24 protein-coding genes are annotated in these 17,453 nt (G+C 57.5%); all 24 read left to right on the forward strand.

What is annotated here, in order from left to right; translation table 11 throughout:
- The first annotated feature begins 845 nt into the window (after positions 1-845).
- The 24 genes from ASC87_RS31965 to ASC87_RS19105 all read left to right on the forward strand — a co-directional run bounded on the left by ASC87_RS31965 (position 846) and on the right by ASC87_RS19105 (position 17,411).
- Positions 846-1,142, forward strand: a complete 297-nt coding sequence (locus ASC87_RS31965) for a hypothetical protein (protein ID WP_157604134.1) — start codon at positions 846-848, stop codon at positions 1,140-1,142.
- 205 nt (positions 1,143-1,347) lie between these two features.
- Positions 1,348-1,530 carry a hypothetical protein gene (locus ASC87_RS31970; RefSeq protein ID WP_157604135.1) on the forward strand — a complete coding sequence of 61 codons (183 nt, stop codon included), beginning with the start codon at positions 1,348-1,350 and terminating at the stop codon, positions 1,528-1,530.
- A complete protein-coding gene (locus ASC87_RS31975; protein ID WP_157604136.1) occupies positions 1,527-1,934 on the forward strand; it encodes a hypothetical protein in 408 nt (135 codons plus the stop codon). The genes ASC87_RS31970 and ASC87_RS31975 overlap by 4 nt, the downstream gene beginning before the upstream one ends.
- 74 nt (positions 1,935-2,008) lie before the next feature.
- The gene (locus ASC87_RS19035; protein ID WP_056665694.1) at positions 2,009-2,386 is read left to right on the forward strand and encodes a hypothetical protein; all 378 of its coding nucleotides are present in this window, start codon (positions 2,009-2,011) and stop codon (positions 2,384-2,386) included.
- A gap of 1,142 nt (positions 2,387-3,528) precedes the next feature.
- The gene (locus ASC87_RS32765) at positions 3,529-4,977 is read left to right on the forward strand and encodes a P-loop ATPase, Sll1717 family (protein WP_200954417.1); all 1,449 of its coding nucleotides are present in this window, start codon (positions 3,529-3,531) and stop codon (positions 4,975-4,977) included.
- Positions 4,978-5,604: 627 nt separating this feature from the next.
- Positions 5,605-6,075 carry a GNAT family N-acetyltransferase gene (locus ASC87_RS19040; RefSeq protein ID WP_056665696.1) on the forward strand — a complete coding sequence of 157 codons (471 nt, stop codon included), beginning with the start codon at positions 5,605-5,607 and terminating at the stop codon, positions 6,073-6,075.
- A 71-nt stretch (positions 6,076-6,146) separates the two neighbouring features.
- The gene (locus ASC87_RS30845; RefSeq protein WP_200954419.1) at positions 6,147-6,629 is read left to right on the forward strand and encodes a GNAT family N-acetyltransferase; all 483 of its coding nucleotides are present in this window, start codon (positions 6,147-6,149) and stop codon (positions 6,627-6,629) included.
- Between the two features lie 176 nt (positions 6,630-6,805).
- Positions 6,806-7,489: a hypothetical protein gene (locus tag ASC87_RS31980; protein ID WP_157604137.1), complete on the forward strand. Its 684-nt coding sequence runs from the start codon at positions 6,806-6,808 to the stop codon at positions 7,487-7,489.
- Between the two features lie 75 nt (positions 7,490-7,564).
- On the forward strand, positions 7,565-8,431 hold the full coding sequence (locus ASC87_RS19050) for a putative phage abortive infection protein (protein ID WP_200954421.1): 867 nt from the start codon (positions 7,565-7,567) through the stop codon (positions 8,429-8,431).
- An 85-nt stretch (positions 8,432-8,516) separates the two neighbouring features.
- On the forward strand, positions 8,517-8,825 hold the full coding sequence (locus ASC87_RS30850) for a hypothetical protein (protein ID WP_082568754.1): 309 nt from the start codon (positions 8,517-8,519) through the stop codon (positions 8,823-8,825).
- A 784-nt stretch (positions 8,826-9,609) separates the two neighbouring features.
- The gene (locus ASC87_RS33290) at positions 9,610-9,810 is read left to right on the forward strand and encodes a hypothetical protein (protein WP_235582212.1); all 201 of its coding nucleotides are present in this window, start codon (positions 9,610-9,612) and stop codon (positions 9,808-9,810) included.
- A gap of 12 nt (positions 9,811-9,822) precedes the next feature.
- Positions 9,823-10,101, forward strand: a complete 279-nt coding sequence (locus ASC87_RS19055; RefSeq protein ID WP_157604138.1) for a hypothetical protein — start codon at positions 9,823-9,825, stop codon at positions 10,099-10,101.
- A gap of 83 nt (positions 10,102-10,184) precedes the next feature.
- Positions 10,185-10,514, forward strand: coding sequence for a ribonuclease E inhibitor RraB (locus ASC87_RS19060; protein WP_056665707.1), 330 nt, complete (start codon positions 10,185-10,187; stop codon positions 10,512-10,514).
- An 87-nt stretch (positions 10,515-10,601) separates the two neighbouring features.
- Positions 10,602-10,853 (forward strand): hypothetical protein, encoded by a 252-nt coding sequence (locus ASC87_RS31985; RefSeq protein WP_157604139.1) that lies wholly within the window; start codon positions 10,602-10,604, stop codon positions 10,851-10,853.
- Between the two features lie 90 nt (positions 10,854-10,943).
- On the forward strand, positions 10,944-11,246 hold the full coding sequence (locus ASC87_RS19065; protein ID WP_056665709.1) for a hypothetical protein: 303 nt from the start codon (positions 10,944-10,946) through the stop codon (positions 11,244-11,246).
- Positions 11,247-11,495: 249 nt separating this feature from the next.
- Positions 11,496-11,885 (forward strand): hypothetical protein, encoded by a 390-nt coding sequence (locus ASC87_RS31990; protein WP_157604140.1) that lies wholly within the window; start codon positions 11,496-11,498, stop codon positions 11,883-11,885.
- Between the two features lie 171 nt (positions 11,886-12,056).
- Positions 12,057-12,278 (forward strand): hypothetical protein, encoded by a 222-nt coding sequence (locus ASC87_RS19070; RefSeq protein WP_056665712.1) that lies wholly within the window; start codon positions 12,057-12,059, stop codon positions 12,276-12,278.
- A 169-nt stretch (positions 12,279-12,447) separates the two neighbouring features.
- The gene (locus tag ASC87_RS30860) at positions 12,448-12,849 is read left to right on the forward strand and encodes a hypothetical protein (RefSeq protein ID WP_082568756.1); all 402 of its coding nucleotides are present in this window, start codon (positions 12,448-12,450) and stop codon (positions 12,847-12,849) included.
- Positions 12,850-14,774: 1,925 nt separating this feature from the next.
- On the forward strand, positions 14,775-15,029 hold the full coding sequence (locus tag ASC87_RS19080; RefSeq protein ID WP_056665718.1) for a hypothetical protein: 255 nt from the start codon (positions 14,775-14,777) through the stop codon (positions 15,027-15,029).
- Between the two features lie 63 nt (positions 15,030-15,092).
- On the forward strand, positions 15,093-15,398 hold the full coding sequence (locus ASC87_RS19085) for an NIPSNAP family protein (RefSeq protein WP_056665721.1): 306 nt from the start codon (positions 15,093-15,095) through the stop codon (positions 15,396-15,398).
- A gap of 172 nt (positions 15,399-15,570) precedes the next feature.
- Positions 15,571-15,987, forward strand: a complete 417-nt coding sequence (locus ASC87_RS19090) for a GNAT family N-acetyltransferase (protein WP_056665726.1) — start codon at positions 15,571-15,573, stop codon at positions 15,985-15,987.
- A 75-nt stretch (positions 15,988-16,062) separates the two neighbouring features.
- Complete coding sequence (locus ASC87_RS19095; protein ID WP_157604141.1) at positions 16,063-16,329, forward strand: hypothetical protein; 267 nt, start codon at positions 16,063-16,065, stop codon at positions 16,327-16,329.
- A gap of 135 nt (positions 16,330-16,464) precedes the next feature.
- Positions 16,465-17,013 carry an OsmC family protein gene (locus ASC87_RS19100; RefSeq protein WP_056665732.1) on the forward strand — a complete coding sequence of 183 codons (549 nt, stop codon included), beginning with the start codon at positions 16,465-16,467 and terminating at the stop codon, positions 17,011-17,013.
- An 86-nt stretch (positions 17,014-17,099) separates the two neighbouring features.
- A complete protein-coding gene (locus ASC87_RS19105; RefSeq protein WP_056665736.1) occupies positions 17,100-17,411 on the forward strand; it encodes a DUF1330 domain-containing protein in 312 nt (103 codons plus the stop codon).
- Positions 17,412-17,453: the final 42 nt, after the last annotated feature.

Genomic DNA, 17,453 nt, shown 5'->3' on the forward strand with positions numbered 1-17,453 from the left:
CTGGCTCTCGCTGAACTTGCTCTTTCTCATCGCGTCCTCGTCTTCCTTGTGAGGCCGCATTCTCCAGATTCAGGTGTCTACTGGTTGGGGGAGCTTACGTAGGGGAGCCGCTGTCCGCTGATCCAAAGAGTTTTGGCTACTTCGCTTTGCCACTGCTTGTTGGGCTCATCCTTGGCGGAGGCCTACTACTCGTTGGCTTGCCAAACCTTGTAGTCGGGCAGAGACGGCCGGTTCTTCGTGTCGCAGCTGCCATCCTGTTGGCCGTCTCGGTGGTGGCAGTGTTCTGTATCGACTTCCCTGGCTCAGTGACCGCAGTAGTTGGCCCTCTGACACTTCTAAGCAACGCGGCGGCGTTCTACTACTTTGTCTACCCGGCCAAGCGCTTCTCGAATCCCTCAAGCACCGGCACTGTCAACACCAATGACGCCTAACCCATCCATCGAGCGGACGTCACCAAAGTGGCTTCGCCACTTTGGCGCCGCCGCTCATGTCAAACGTTAGGCTTGCGCGAATACTTCATGCGAACGCTCGTGCGTATGGCCAGGAGCGTCTTGTTGGTTGGTCCGTTGGCAAGCTCGTGTGGGCCGCCCGTCCTTCGGCGGTCAGCGGCCGGCCGCAGTGACACGAAGTAAGTGCGGATGCTCGCTGGAAGAATGGCTGAGGCATGTGTTCGAGCCCTGCCCTAGAGTAGGCCCTGAGCAAGAAGGAGGCAGCACCTGTGGAGGTCGCGGGTTCAAGATTGTTCGCACATGCAGCGGCGAACAGTTGGTGCTTGGCCAGCGGTGCCGCGCTGTGGCACCTCCATCGGGATCGGCGCCGCTCGTCGCATCTGGAAGTGTGAAATCATGAGCCGTCGTCTTCAAACGCCGTTGAACGCACTCTGCTTGAGCTTTCCGGTTTGGGCATTAGTTCTCGCCCTCGGTTTCATCAGCTTGTTTCCAAGTTCGTCTCAGCTACCTGGCGAGCTGATTGTTGCGCCGGGTGCTATTGCGCCGTTCGTTGGCGGACTGCCCATCATTCGGATGCGAGCTGCGACAGTCGCACTGCGGGTGGTGCTCTTTGTTCTGTACTACGGTTGCTGCGCCATTGTGATGTTTGTGGTCGGTTGGGGGGCTCTCGGTGTTTTGGGTATTGCAAAGTGAGGCCCGCATTCATCGCATGCTAGGCCGAGTCACGCGAAGCTCTCGGACGTTCACCCTCGGCGAAACAGCGAGTTCGTCCCCGTGGGTAGTGCCGTGTCGTGGGCTAAGCTATGCCTAACCCATCCATCGAGCGGACGTCTTGCCAACCGCTTCGCGGTCGTCAAGCCGCCGCTCATGTCAAACGTTAGGCTCGCGCGAATACTTCATGCTGATGCTCGTGCGCTTGCGTGAAATATTCTCTGTGGGCTGCCCATCAGTGGGCGGCCAAGGTGGTGCGATGCAGATGTGGCTGCGCGCTGAATCAAGTGTCAGCGGAATGTTTGCGAGCGGGGTGTCGCTTCGCTCGCGGCCAGATTCTCCTTTAAAGCTTCAGATGTTCAAGCCATGAAAGCCTCGCGCCGAGTCACCGTTGTTCGCTGGATCCTTCGGGCGGCATTGCTGATCAATATGTTGTTTCTCACGGAGACAGCTTTCCTGTTCTACAGTCTCAATGCACTTGCAGGAAGTGATGCGTTCCGACCTTCAAGTGCCGAACAAGTGAGTCGTTTGGCTGCGCCGTATCAACTACACACGCGGGAGACCGACGGGATGTTTCGGATTGTTCAGCAGCAGCACTCGGAACTCGGCGTGATGTTCTCGGCACTCGCTACTTCTGATGAAATGGCCTTGAGACTTTCCTTCGCCAGCGCTGTCGGCTTTGCGGTGCTCTTCGTGAGTCTTGTCGGGTGCCTTTGGGTTTTGCCTAGCCGTGCGCAGCAGCGCCAAATGGTGGGTGCCATACATGACGCCTAACCCATCCATCGAGCGGACGTCCCAAAGCCTTCGGCTTTGTGCCGCCGCTCATGTCAAACGTTAGGCCGCACGAAATGGACCCAGTCGTCGCCCTCTATCAAAGTGTCAAGGAGAAATTCCCTGCGCTCTCAGTGAGAGCAGATGCCTTCCACAAGACGAGATGGGAAGACATGCTGGATATTGGAGCCGAGTACGCATGGTTCGAAGCCCTTGCCGATGCGCTGAACGATGAAATGCGGCGCGGGATTCCTTACCAAACTCACAAGGCACTGTTTGAATACATAGCTGGCGCGTACACAGCCGGCTCAACAGCCGTGAAGCAATGCATCGATGTCTCGTTCGTGGAGAACCTGTTTTGGCAGATTCCAAGCGAGAGATGCGCCCCCTACTGGAAGGCGGTTCCTTCCGCCATCAAGGAGCTGTACCTGGACTTTCACCACCGTGAGCCGTAATCTTCCGCTTCAAGGCCAAATGTATTTTCAGCTTTCGCCAAGGCCTGGGTGTTCTCTCGAGCGGCCTAACCCATCCATCGAGCGGACGTCACCAAAGCGGCTTCGCCACTTTGGCGCCGCCGCTCATGTCAAACGTTAGGCTTGCGCGAATACTTCATGCGAAGGCTCGTGCGCTTGCGTGAGATCGTCTCGGTAGTTTGGTTGTCGGCAAGCTCGTGTGGGCTGCCCGTCCTCCGGCGGTCAGCGGTCGGCCGCGGTGATTCGCAGCACGTGCGGCTGCTCACTGGAAGCAGGACTGCGGAGTGTGTTCGGTTAGTGACGTAGAGTAGGGCCAGAGCAGCAGGGGCGGGTCGGCTCGTCATTTTTTCTGCTTGGCCGCTGAGCCTGGCGGGAGGCAACGAGAGGGCCGTGGTATTTCCCGCGCATCAGAGGCGCTTCGGTAGCCTTGAGTGAACAGCACCTGGGGAGGTCGCGTGGTCGAAGGTCGTGGGCGTAGAGGTCATTGGCGAACGGAGCCGTGCGAGCAACAGCGCGCGGTGGCATCGATGCCGTTCTCTTGCGTAGCCGACCAGCCGCCCAACCTATCCATCGACCGGAAAGGCCGAGGCCTTAAGACCTGCTTCGACGCGTGTAGCCGTCGTTCGGTTATCAAATGCAAAAGATCCTGATGACTCGATTCATCTTTAGCATCTGGTGTGTCGTAGGCGGGCTGGCATCTGTCGGTGGACTCCTGCACTCAGGCCATGAGTTGTTCGAGCTGGTGAACGCAGGTGAGGCTGTCGGCTTGCGAGGCCTTCTCTTCAGCGTGCTTGGTTGCATTTCGCTAGCGACAACTGGGCTGTTCGCTCACGGGATATCTCAAGCTAAGTCGGGGCCAGTAAAGAGATGGCTTCTTGTCACTGGCTTGCTCTTGGGTCTGCCGCCCTGGCTGGTCCTGGTGTGGGTCATACAGAGGTCATAACTTTATTTGGCTAGAACACTTGGCACCCGGTCATGCAGCCTAACCCATCCATCGAGCGGACAGCTTCCGGCGGGATTTGCCCGCCTACAGCCGCCGCTCATGTCAAACGTTAGGTGTCGTGGCACTATTGCGATGCAGGGGCAGAGTAGGCACCAGACGCACGTTCATGGGGGCGCAATACATGGCAATGTTCAAGTTCGATGACCCAACTCTCTTCGGGAGTGAGGCTGCTGACCTCGAAGATGCATCACTCTTTTTCAGCTACGCGATGCAGCGACCAGAAGTCGTTGAGTTTCTGGATGACCGCCATGCCGTTCGCATTGTCAGTGCTTACAAGGGCGAAGGGAAATCTGCGCTGCTTCGTCTCGCCGAACAGAAACTTAAAGATCGTCCGTCGCAGCCTCTTGTGATTCGTGTTACAGGATCCTCAATCGCTCCTCCGCTGTCCTCGCTAAACGAAGACGAATGGATAAGGGCCTGGAAGCAATCAATATTCGCACTTCTGGCGCGGGAAATCGGCGCAACCATAAAGATTGCGCTGACAGATGACGCTACCACGTTGGTAGAAGAAGCGGAGCGCGAGGGATTTAGGCAGCGCTCGATTTTTGGCTATGTGTTGGATAGGATAAAAATCAAAGATAATCCTATCTTACAAGAAAAGCCGGCCTTGGCCAGCGCGGAAAGAATACTTCAACGTTGGCTTTCGTCCAACGACAAGGTGTGGCTTTTGGTCGATGACATCGATCACAACTATGCAAACAATGATCACTATCGAGTAAAGCTTTCTTCGTTCCTCGCCGCGGTGAAGGATTTGATGGTGAAGACGCCCGAAGTGCGAATTCGATTCACGATTCGTCCGAACGTTTGGCAAATACTCCGGCGGAACTACGAAGGCGTTTCGCATTTCAGGGAAAGCGTTCTGCCTCTGAGTTGGACGCTCCAAGATTGTGAGCTGATGGTTTCCCGGCGAGTAGAAGGTTATTTGCACCGGTCAGGGGAATGGTCGCGTATATCGCGGACGCTTCCAATGGATGCACGAAGGGTCGAGGCGCTGAACAAACTCCTTTTCGAGACACCGATGCCTTGGGGGAGGGACTCGTGGCGGCCGGCAACTGTGGTTCTTTACACGCTTTCTCGACATCGCCCACGTTGGCTTATTGAGCTAATCAAGGAATCGGCCAAGCGCACAAACAAGCGCGGCGGTTCTAAAATCAACTGGGACGACATAAAAGATGTCTTGGCTAGCTTCAGCAAGAATCGATACGACGATACGATCGTCGAGTTCAAGTCCCATTGTGCTGAGCTTCCCGAGTTATTGACGGCTTTCGCCAATCAGCGTGAGCGGTACACTACTGATGAACTTCTAAAACTCTTTCGGGACAGCGTGCTACAGCAAGTGCATCCGAAAATATCTGGCTACACGCATCCCGTCCAACCGAGGGAGGTTGCCCATTTCCTATTCGAGATCGGATTCCTATCGGCACGCCTTGACAGGCCGGACGGAAGTTATGAGCATGCCACCTATGCCGATCAGCCTGATCTTCTCGACTCGCGAGTTAATCTAGATCAAGGCTATTCTTGGGAGATTCATCCGGTGTTCCGACATGTCTTAAAGCTCCGCTCGTTCTGAGCGCTCCGCCTAACCCATCCATCGAGCGGACGTCCCAAAGCCTTCGGCTTTGTGCCGCCGCTCATGTCAAACGTTAGGCTCCTATGTACCAGTGTCCGCATTGCAAGCAGAAGATCGTGTCGTTTAGGTCGAAGTGGCTCTCCTGGCGCATTCTTCCGACGGAGTGCCGGCATTGCGCCGGGTTGAGCTATGCGCCGAGTTCTCGAGGCGGGGCTCTACTGGTCATTGCAGCGCTGCTGTTCACCGCAGCTGGGTTTCTTGGGATCCATTTGCGTTCAGCTTTGCCTGTTGCTGGAGTCGTTGCGCTGGTATCGGCGCTGTGGCTCGCCCGGCTGCACGTGCAGCCGCTTCTGGCACTCAGTCCGCATGAGGTGGCGCAGCCTCGCAAAGCGGAGGGCCTCGGCTGCTTCACGCTGCTTCTGCTTGGAATAATGCAATGAGTGTGTTCACAGCAATGCTTCGCGGCGTTCGCGCTGGGCCTAACCCATCCATCGAGCGGACGTCCCAAAGCCTACGGCTTTGTGCCGCCGCTCATGTCAAACGTTAGGCCTCACAAAATCATCACCGCATCACCGCATCACCGCATCACCGCATCACCGCATCACCGCATCACCGCATCACCGCATCATGCGAATCGAAGTCGACGATCTTTCGCGCTCAGCAGTGCATGACCTCCTGAGCGAGCACCTTGCGAACATGTACGAGTTGAGCCCGCCAGAACAAGTGTTCGCCCTTGATCTGTCGAAACTGAAGTCTCCAGACATCACCTTCTGGACGGTCTGGGACGACGACATGCTGCTCGCATGTGGCGCACTGAAGGAGTTGACCGGTGCTCACGGTGAAATCAAATCCATGCGCACGCCGGCGAAACTTCGAGGCCGCGGAGCAGGCCGTGCAGTACTCAATCGAATCATCGAAATCGCGAAACAGCGCGGCTATAAATTGCTTAGCCTGGAAACAGGAACGCATCCCGCGTTCTTGCCAGCGCAGCAGTTGTACAGGAGTGCAGGCTTCCAGGAGTCAGGGCCGTTCGCCAGCTACAAAGAAGATCCGCACAGTTTGTTCATGGAACTTCGGCTGTCACAAAGTGCGACCTAACCCATCCATCGAGCGGACGTCCCAAAGCCTTCGGCTTTGTGCCGCCGCTCATGTCAAACGTTAGGCCGCACATGCCAATCGACGCCAATCTCATCTCTCTTCGACCAATCACGGCCGAGACTGTGCGTGCAATCACAGGTCTGTCAGTCTCCGAGAGCCAGAAGGGCTTCGTTGCACCGAACGCGATCTCACTGTCTCAAGCGCTGTTCTCGCCAGAGGCTTGGTATCGCGCGATCTATCTCGGCGAAGAGCCAGTCGGCTTCGTCATGCTCGAGGACGAATCGCTGCGCTCGCCGCAGCCCGACACTCCGAAAGTGGGCGTGTGGCGCTTCATGATCGACGCCAAGTTCCAAGGTCGAGGCATCGGGAAGGTTGCATTGCTTCATGTCATAGAGCATGTGCGAAGCAAAGGCCTGTTCAAGAGGCTCAAGCTGTCGTACGTTCCAGGCCCAGGGTGCCCTGAGCCGTTCTACCTTGGTCTCGGTTTTCAGCATACGGGCGAAGTCGATGGCAACGAAATCGTCCTCGAAATTCCGCTCCGTCAAAATGCCTAACCCTTCCATCGAGCGGACGTCTTGCCAACCGCTTCGCGGTCGTCAAGCCGCCGCTCATGTCAAACGTTAGGCCTCGTCATATGCTTCACTGTCGATGCTGCGGATCGGCCGAAAAGCTGGTTAAGGCGCATGTAATTCCAGAGGCGTTCTTCCGGGAGCATAGGGATGGTAGCGACATGCCGCTGATCATCTCTGGGGCAGGAAGGGAGGCGCCCAAGAGATCGCCTATTGGGATCTACGACACCGGAATTCTTTGTCTACGTTGCGAGGAAGCATTAGGCGCGACAGATTCCTATGGAATCGATGTTCTACTGAAGAGGTTTGGGCAACTATTTCTGCCCAAAAGCGGCCTTGGCAGAACGGTCGGCTTTGAAGCTACTGAAATCGCCAATCATCGCTTACTTCAGTTCCTGATAGCCGTCTTGTGGCGCGCCTCCGTGTCGTCGCAAGACTTCTATGGCGGGGTGAAACTTGGTCCTCACGAAGATGCCGCCAAGCAGATTGCGTTTGATGTTGCGGCCTCGTCATTCGGGGTCTTTGATGCGATTCTTTCGAAATGGCGGGACGACGAGGGAATCGGGCTTGTCACGCCACCACTCCTTAATCCCCATAGAGAGCGGTGGCATGGTGTCAATGCATACCGCTTCTACTTTGGTCAGGTGGTCGCGTACATCAAGGTTGACGCTCGGAGTTTCCCTGAGCCACTGAGGCGCAACTCTCTGCTGAATGCATCCACGGCCCGTGTGGTGTCGAGGAACATCGCGACTTCAAAGGACTTCGGCGCAATGGTCAGCACTACGCGTGGATCAGTAAAAGCAGAAGAGGCAAGAAGGGCAGGTCGGCGTGGCAACACGGCCTAACTCATCCATCGAGCTGACGTCTTGCCAACCGCTTCGCGGTCGTCAAGTCGCCGCTCATATCAAACGTTAGGCATAGTGGTCACCACCACCGTCACCATGACTCCAAGCCAAAAGCTATACCGTGCCTTCCGAAGCCTAGTAGCGCCACGCAGGCGAAATTCCATACGGTCGCTCTATCGGCTCTTTCAAGTAGCTGTCGCCACCTTGGCAGTCGTGCTCGTTGCTAACCTCTTTGCTATCGGCAAGAGTTCCTTCGGCGAGTGGGGTGACTTTTTTGGCGGAGTGCTGAACCCCCTGTTCACGCTTCTCACCTTTACCGGCGTGCTGATCACCATCGTTCTTCAGCAGACTGAGCTACGGGAGTCTCGTGTCGAGATGAGGCGATCGGCCGATGCGCTGCACGAACAAAACAAGAGCATGCAGCGTCAGAACTTTGAGGCAACATTCTTCCAAATGCTTGCTGTACACACATCTCTGGTAAATGCCATTGATTTGGTGGATGAGCACAACCGAATAACCAGAGGACGTGATTGTTTCAGCGTCTTCTACACTCGATTCAACAAGATCTATCGAGAGCAGGCGAGCAAAGAAAACGGCAAGTACACCGATGAAAGAGTACTCAAACGTTCGTATCAGATCTTCTGGAAAGTCCATCAAGTTGAACTCGGCCACTACTTCCGGTATCTGTACAACATTGTCCGGTACGTCAAAGAGGCGCCCTTCGTGGATGGACCTTACATCAGGCTTATTCGAGCTCAGTTGTCAGACCAAGAGACGCTCTTGCTGTTCTACAACTGCATTGCGTCCCAGCATGGCAGCCGCTTTAAGGCATTGGCCGAGGATTTCGCCCTCCTGGACAACATGCCTCAGATCCGTGCTCTCAAGGAAAGCCATCTGTCTTTGATCGATCAGCGGGCATTCCAGTCGGCCAGCGATGCCTAACCCTTCCATCGAGCGGACGTGCCACAGCAAGCTTCGCTTGCTGCGTCCCGCCGCTCATGTAGAACGTTAGGCTGTGAGGAAGAGCATGTCGAAAACGGTGTTAGCCGCAAAGGAAGTCCTTGCTGCCAATGAAGAAGTTCGCTACGGCATCTTTGGCGTCGTCGGAGGCTCGAAGGTCTTTCCTCCTCGTACTTTTCTCAACGAATTCTTCGCAGGTGGCAATGATCCATGCGACCAAGACGGCCGAATGGGAAGTTGGCGACCCTTCTCGGTGACTGAGCATGACTACCTTGAGATTAAGGCTTGGTGGGTGGCGAATCATCCCGGCGTTGCCGAGGACGATCTGGGCGTTTCAGAGTGGGATGACTGGGTCCAAGCGCTTCTCAATCCATGAGTGTCCAGCTTCATTCATTCGCGGCTTTCCGTGGACAGCCCCGTTGCGGACATAAGAAAATTGCCAAACTGCCATTTGTGCGTGCCGCCGGCCTAACCCATCCATCGAGTGAACATCCCACAGCCGGCTTCGCCCGCTGCGTCCCTCAGACCATGTCAAACGTTAGGCCGTCGCAGAAATGAAAACGTTCTTGGCACACAAGGAGAATGCACCGGGTGACTTCTACGTTGAAGATGGGTGCTGCCTAACCTGTGCAGTTCCGTTCACCGTCGCCCCGGACATGTTTGCGTGGTCAAGCGATGGAAATGAGCAGTGCATCGTTTGTAGGCAGCCCAGTACGCCAGAAGACCTAGATCGGATGCTCGCTGCTTTCCGAGTAGCTGACATGGGCTGCATTCGGTACAAGGGAAGTGAGCGTCCAATCCTGATGCGCCTTGTCGCTGCGAAGGAGCATGCCCAATGTGACGATCTTCCACCGGATCTCCTTGTTGAAGCTATACGCAGGCCAGTCTTTGGTGTGTCATTTGCCTCTGACGCGAGAGCAATTTGTGCGGCTGTAGGAAGGGTGTTTCGTTCGCTAGAAAACTGGCTGCGTAGAAATGCCTAACCCATCCCTCGAGCGGACGTCCCAAAGCCTTCGGCTTTGTGCCGCCGCTCATGTCAAACGTTAGAGCGCATGAATAGCCCACCTCGCCGGCCTGTAGACAAGAACGGAACACTCGTCCGAGTTGGTTCTCGTGTTCGAGTTTTAAGTCTTTCGGGAGAATGGTTCGATTCGCTGCCCGTGGACGAGAAGGAAAATGTTCAGTCGATGATTGGCGAAGTCTTCGTAGTCGAGGAAATCGACGAATACGGCCAGCCCTGGGTTCGAAAGTCATGGCCAAACGAAGCGGAAGGCACATGCAGTTCTCATTCAGTCGCAATTGAGCCACGCGAGATGGAGTTCGTTGGTGAGTCAACCCCGCCATCCAGCCAAAACACCTGAGAGACGCCATACATGAGCAAGTCGAGCGAACACAAGAAAAGGGAGCCACCGCTTGAAGTGAAGCTCCTACTGTGCATAGGCGCGTTGCTTCTCATGGTAGGTCTCATGTACTACTCGGTCACCTATTCCTATCCAACTGCGAAGCCACTTGATGTGTCGGGGTTCGTGGCTCTCTGGTTCAAAGAGATTCTCATTCTTGGCCTCCTCGTGCTTGGCTTGCTCGTCGGCACCGTCGCGTGGCTCATCAAGCTGATCGGTCTCATGCTGGCCAGAGGCAAGAATGCGCTCTAACCCATCCATCGAGCGGACGTGCCACGGCGGGCTTCGCCCACCGCGTCCCGCCGCTCATGTCAAACGTTAGGCTTCAGTCCGCGATGATCAGCCTTCAATCGCTGCACGACCTGTTCGAGAACATGCGATCGGCTCCGCAGGTGGACGTCAGTGCTCGTCTACTTTGGGGCTACTTCTTCTTCGGTGAAACCAGCGAGCCACTTGAATTGCTGGCTGAGGAACTTGAGCGGTTGGGGTACACCGTTGTGCGGCTGGAGCTTACCGATGACGAATTTTCGTACGTTCTCCATGTCGAACTGATCGAACATCACACTCCGCAGTCGCTGTTCGATCGAAACTCGGAGCTTGAAGCGCTCGCGGCCGTTCACGAAGGGATCTCGTATGACGGCATGGACGTCGGTCCTGTGTCGTAGAGCCGCGAGCGGGGTTGGCTTATGCTGCGCCTCGCGGCCCAAGCGCCACACCGGTTCCGGCCGCTCAGCTCAAACGTTAGGCGCTCGATGAAGATCTACGGCTATCGAAAGGAAGAACCAGATGATGCGCCCGTCTCGTCGAAGGGCCTCGCAGAGATCACGTTGTGCGCAACACCGCATGAGCTTAGGCGCATGGCCGAGTTCTTTGCTGTTTGTGCTGACGAGATGGAGCGCATGGGTGATGTATACGACCATGTCCACCTTGGAGATCGTATGAAGGAGTTCGACGGTTCATCACCCCATCTCGTGATCTGTAAGGCGGAGAGCGATGATGCCTAACGCGTACTCAAGCGGTCATCGGCAGAGTGGTTTCGCCACTTTGGCAGCGCCGCTCATGTCAACCGGTAGGACGCACGCTCGATGGTAGACATGAACGACATCGGCGTAGCAGCATCGGCGATTGGTTTTGTGCTTTCTGGCTTGTTTGGGTGGCGCATGCAACAGCCGTTCCGATTGGCGCATCTCGTTGTCCTAGCCGTGGTCGCCATCGCGCTTGCAATTTCGCTGTCTTTCGGCGCGGGTTTTCTTCACGTGGGCTGCACGTATCTCGGCCTTTGCGCGAAGACGACCGATACGACGATCTGGGGTGTCGCTTTTCCTTTGATTGCGACTCCTGCTTTTTGGTTGATGGGCTTTGTGGCCAACCTCGCTGGGCCGAAACAATCAGGCTGAGTTTGCGTGAATCAAGAGGAGAGCTCCATCGAACGGACGTCTTGCCAACCGCTTCGCGGTCGTCAAGACGCCGCTCATGTCAAACGTTAGGCGTCAGAATCACCTCTCGATGAAGTTCCTCACTTCTTTCCGCAATCTCGCTCTGCTCGCGATGGTAGCGGACATGCTTCTGGCAACGGTGCCGCCTAAACCTTCCTTCAACCGGATCCGCCTACGGCGGTCCGCTTCAGTCAAACGTTAGACGTCGAGATGAGATCCCCACTCCCGTCCAAAGCACAATCTGTTCTCGTACTACTCGGCTTTGCGCTCGTAGTGGCCGCAGCAATCCTCGTCATCCGATCAAAGTCCACGGCGAGACTCTCTATTGAAGAAAAGGTCAATGTCTCCACTTTAGCCAACCGCATCTGCAAGGCCGCGAGCCTAAGCAACTGTCCAATTGAGTGGGTGGGTCAAAGCAAAGGTGGCGGCATGCTTGTGGGGCAACCCGGAAAACCGGTTGCTTCTGTGGAGCAGATTCGCACGGTTCTGGCGGCACCCCAATGGTCAGAGTTGCCTGGTCCAAGCTGGGTGTTCCAGAATGGCAAGTATTCTGTGGCCGTCACGCCAAGTACTGGCGCCATAGTCATTGCTCCCTTTTGAGGCATCGTTAGTGTTCCTTTGCTCGCCGCCTAACCCATCCATCGAGCGGACAGCTTCCGGCGGGCGTCGCTCATGTCAAACGTTAGGCGACTGAAATGCGCATCGCCGCACATCCTGAAGTTTGAAGGCAATTCGCAATTCTTATCAACTCACTACCGCGGGCACAACTGAATGATTAAGAACAAGGAAACGGCGAAACAGATCAGCGATCTCATGCTCGAGATCGGCTCCAAACTCAATCAATCCGTAGTCCTGGCCCGAGATACATGCGAAGCAAGTGAGTTCGATGAGTACAGAGGAGTGGTCGGTCAGCTCATGGGAACCATGTTCTTGGAGGTCATGAATCCGCTGTACTCGATTCACCCTGAGCTCAAACCCGATGAGCTCAAGTAAGTTCAGGTGAAGGCAAAAACAAATGCCGAGGCCACTCAGGCAGCAGCCTAACCTTTCAATCGAGAGGACGAACAACGGCGGGTCAAGCTTTACTGATTTTGCCAACGCACAGCCGCCGTTGTTTGCCTCTCATCTCAAACGTTAGGCCACCTTAGCCAAGAGAGCCCTCATGAGTTGCGACTACTCCGTCTGGCACACAAACACACCCCTTACTTCTGTAGAAGCAGGCAGGTTGCACGCACGCCTCTGCGAGGGCGACACGTCCGGTGTTGCCGCACACCCGGGCATCGCCGCGTTCTACGCAGAGCTGACTGCAAAGCATCCGGAGATCGATGACTTACCTGAAGATCAAGTCGACGATGCTGAACTGTGCCCCTGGAGCATCGCGTTTGATCAGTCGGATGGCCACATCATCATGTGTTGCGTATGGTCGAAGGCTGACTACGTCGGCTCCCTCGTCTCCAGTCTTGCGACAAAGCATGGGCTTGCGTTCTACGATCCGCAGTCCGAGCGTGTCGTCTATCCGGGCATTGCTCAGGAGGCACCAAGGCCATGGTGGAAAGTTTGGTAACGCCACCTGCTCCTTCTGCGTGGCCTAACCCAGGCGCCGTCGGGAACCCGCACGGTGGTGAGGTCACCGGAACAGCCAGGCGGGCCAGCAGCATGGCGTCACGCCGATCCGTCTTGATGCGGTCACCCGAGGGCCGGGCGATTGAGGACGGCGCGACGACGTCGCAGTGCAGGCCCTGTGCGGTGAGGTGGCGCCAGATGACGAAGCCACAGGGGCCGGCTTCGTAGACGATGTGCAGCGGGTGGCCCCGGCTGACCAGGCGGCGCGAGGCCTTGTCGAGCGAGGCGAGGTCGCCTGCGGTGGTGCCTACATGCCGCACTTCCCCTTCCCTGGGGGGGCGTCGGCGGTGGCAATATCGATGCTGTCCTTGTGAACGTCCAGCCCGACAAACAAGATGCTAGATTCATTCATGGCCCGTCTCCTCGCAAAATTGCAACGCCCCGGCAGCCCGTCTGCCGGGTGCCTTGGTGTAGCTCGGTGGCCCTCCGGTTCGCAACCTACGGCATCGCGGGAATCGGGCCAACCGTGTTCGCGAAGCCATCTTGTCTAGGGACGCGAATGCGACGGGAAACTCGGCTTTTGGGACTGTTTGCCCTTGTGCTGGGACTCGGCGCGATTTTGGCTGGCTTGGCCACGCTCCTGTGGGACCCGGCGTCGGCCGCCGGCTTGTCCTGCAAAGTGATTTGCGGCTTGTCGCTGCTAGTCGCTGAAGTCTTTGGTCCAAATGCTGGCGCGATCGTCGGTGGTCTCATTGGACTGTCCATTGGTGTCGGCGTAGCTGTCCTTGGGGTCGGGATCCTGCGGGACGGGCGTGACGCCTAACCCGTCCATCGAGCGGATTTCACCAAAGCGGCTTCGCCCCTTTGGCGCCACCGTCCATGTCAAACGTTAGGGCTTGGGCTCATGTACCGCGCTCGATTCAACGAACGAAAGGCCTCTGAAGCTCCAGCGCTTCGTGAGGTCGCTATTCGCCGAAAGTCTCACTGGCTCTCGAACGTTCTTGGTTGGCTAGGTGCGGCGTTCGGTGCATTTGCTGTCGTGGTGCTCGTGAGCGGAATGCAGCATGCTGCGAAACTTCCAACAACGCCGCGACCTAACATCGGCCCCGGCCTCAGTGAGGGCACGACTGCGGGAATCGGGGCCATGATCTTTGGGTTAGGCCTCTCGCTGATTGCATTCGCTCTGGTTGGCTTGGCGCTCCTCCACGCCAAGAACCGTCGTCGAACGCTGATGCTCTCGGTGCCGGCGGTCCTATGCATCCTCTTGCTCCTCTCTGTCGAGTTGTGGGCCACATGAGTGCTCGCGTGATCGCGCCTAACTCATCCATCGAACGTACGCTAGGCTTTCGGGGAGGACCCATGCGAGTGTTGTTCACCAGGAACTCCATCGAAGCCGGAATGGTGAGTACTGCGAGACCGGATGCGCTCTTGGAATTCGGAGGGACGAGGCCATCTTCATGGGAGAACTTCGGGAGGGTGTGTATCGCGTCCTCCAACGGAAGATGTAGCTCGGCGCCGAGGTTCAGCTGCAGCTTGAAAGTCAGCCCAGCCCATCCATCGAGCGGACGTCCGGCAGCCTTCGCCTTTGTGCCGCCGCTCAGGTCAAACGTCAAGCCTTCGGGGAAAACTCATGCCAACGCTCGCGCGTCTGCAGAGTTTGGTTTGTTGTGAAGGTGTATGGGTGGGAGCGTTTGAATGGCGCTCTGAAATCTGCCCACCGGATGAAGTTTGGCGTTCTGGTCTTCGTTCAGCGGTTGCTTGTGAACCTGCTTGCACCAGGCCGCGCGCGCATTGGCGTGGGCTGCCCGTCCTTCGGCGGTCAGCGGCCGGCCGGTGTGGCTCGTAGCATGTGCGGCTGCTGGTGCGGCCAAGCAGGTCGGGGAGTGTTTGGCCGGTGCCGTAAAGTAGAGATCGGGCAACAATCAGATGCGCTTCGCAAAGATCACACTCATTCAACTGGTAAACCTTGCGCTTCTCGCAGGGCTGTCTCTGTTTGCCCTGGAGTCCTGGTGGAAGATCTTTTTGTTCGGCCTGATCGTTATTCTGATCACCTCGGCTCTCGCCTTCCGATATGAGGCTTCGGAGATGGCTCTGGCTGTCGGATCGCTGCCCATTGCGTGGGTGGCGGGGATGGCGTTGAGTGTCGTTGCGAGTTTGCTGGGCTTCCGGCTAGGTTGGTAATGACAGCGTGGACTGTCTCAGTGCTCCGGTAATATCCATCGCTCCAGCCAGGAGTCCTGTCAGATGATCACTTGCCATCTTCGGTATGTCCTCGACCCGACCAAGATCAGGGAGTTCGAGCAGTACGGTAAGGTCTGGATCCAACTGGTCAGGAAGTTCGGCGGGCTACACCACGGGTACATGCTTCCTTCGGAGGGGGCCAGCAACATCGCGCTTGCGTCGTTCTCGTTCCCGTCACTCGCGGCCTACGAGGAGTACAGAACGAAGTCCTTCGACGATCCTGGGTGCCAGGCTGCGTTCAAGTACGCAGAAGAGACTCGGTGCTTCCTCAGCTACGAGCGCACCTTCTTTCGCCCGGTGTTCGAATGACGCAACGGCCTGACCCTGCCATCGAGCGCACGTGTTTCACCGAGCTGTGCACGCTTCCAGCCGACGCTCCTGTCGAACGCTAGGCGCTTTCATGTCCCCTGCCACTGAAGTACCAGGTCCGTACACCGCGAGGCGAGCGCAGACTGACGACGTTGCAGAACTCGTGAGTCTCATGGAGGCGTTCTATGCCGAATCCGGTTACACGCTCGATCGAAAGTGGGCTGAGCGTAGCTTCAACACGCTCATCGGAGATCCGTCGCTAGGCAGTGCGTGGCTTGTCTTGCACGGCGACGCCGTTGTGGGGCACGCCGTGCTGACAACACGCTTCAGCATGGAGTACGGCGGCATGGATGCATTCATCGACGATCTCTTTGTTCGCCCAGGCTATCGGCGCCAGGGCGCAGGTGCGGCAGCGTTGCAGCGCGTCCTCGCCGAGTGTCGCGAACGCGGCGTATTGGCGCTTCACGTCGAGGCTGGCCAAGATGATGCGGCGGCAAATGAGCTCTATTCGCGGTTTGGTCTGGCTCTCGGCAACGACCGTCGCCACACCCGTACGCTCGTGTTCAGCGCCCCGGAATCAAGTGCCTGACCCTTCCATCGAGCGGACGCTGCAAAGGCGACTTCGCGCCTCGGGCAGCCGTTCATGTCAAACGTCAGGCCGCACGTGAAGGTCGCCCTGAAGCTGCTACTTTGGTATTTGCTGGCCAGCCTTCTGGCAACCGCTTTGTCGCTTGTCCTGCAGCCGCCGCACGCACATGTTCCGTCATTGGTCATCCTCGCCTTCTTCCCAGCTCACCCGGTGATCTGGGCCCGGGACGCAATTCAAGGGGACGTCTCGCCCTCCAATGCGTTGTGCCTGTTCCTGGTCGTCGCGCCCGTTGGCGCAGCCGCTTGGCAGTACCGGCGCCGCAAGGTCGAAGTAGCAAACTAGGAGCGTCTTCGTGGGGCGAGCAGTCCCCGGGGCGCGGTATGCTGTTGCTCGCCAAGGCAAGCAAGCCGATGGTGCGGTGTCTGGCAGACCGCTCAAGCAGCGGGCGGCATACGGCGATCTCGAGGAGCTTCCACCATGAATGCTGACGATCTGCGGTCTGTGCAAGCTCCGCTGAAGGAGCGCTACCGTGAAACCCCGGAGGCGGCGCTGATCACGCTGCATGCGGAAGGACGCGTCGGTGAAGGCCTCAGTTGCAGGATCGAAACGGGCAAGGCACTGGTGGTTGCCGGACTGCATCCGGCCACGGGGGGAAGCGGGCAGGCCGCCTGTTCTGGTGACATGTTGCTCGAGGCGCTGGTGGCGTGCGCGGGCGTTACGCTGAACGCCGTGGCGACGGCGCTTGGCATCGTGTTGCGAGACGCATCGCTGCGGGCTGAGGGCGATCTCGATTTCCGGGGGACCTTGGGTCTGTCGAAGGAGGTTCCCGTGGGATTTCAGCACATTCGGCTGCAGTTCACGCTCGACACGGACGCATCCGAGGAGCAACTCGCCACGCTCCTGCGGCTGACGGAAAGGTATTGCGTGGTGTACCAAACGCTGTCGCAGCCGCCTGCATTGACGCTCACCCGCAAGCGGGCCCCGGGTTCCGCTCAAGCATCGACCGATCCGTCGGGCAGCCCATGAACCGGCCGAGGCCTGCCTCGCTGCTGTGATCGACAATGCACGGGTCGCTGCCGGGTTCTTCGGCAGGCCCTCATCGGAGAAGTCCCATGTCAAAAGGTTACTGGATCGCACGCGTCGATGTTGCCGACTTGGAGCAGTACAAGGTCTACATCGCGGCCAACGCCGAGCCATTCCGGCAGCATGGGGCCCGCTTCCTGGTGCGCGCCGGCCGTTTCGAGAATCCGGAAGGGGCGAGCCGCTCGCGCAATGTCGTGATCGAGTTCCCGTCGTACCAGGCCGCGCTGGATTGCTGGCATTCGCCCGAGTACCAGGCGGCGATCAAGTTGCGGCTTCCAGCGGCAACGAGCGATCTCGTGATCATCGAGGGATACGAAGGCCCGCAGCCGACGTCGCCTTGAGTCCGTTGGCCCCCCTGATCACTTTCAAGTTGTCCCGATGCA

Origin of the sequence: Rhizobacter sp. Root1221, from assembly GCF_001425785.1 — a bacterium.
Taxonomy (GTDB): Bacteria; Pseudomonadota; Gammaproteobacteria; order Burkholderiales; family Burkholderiaceae_C; genus Rhizobacter.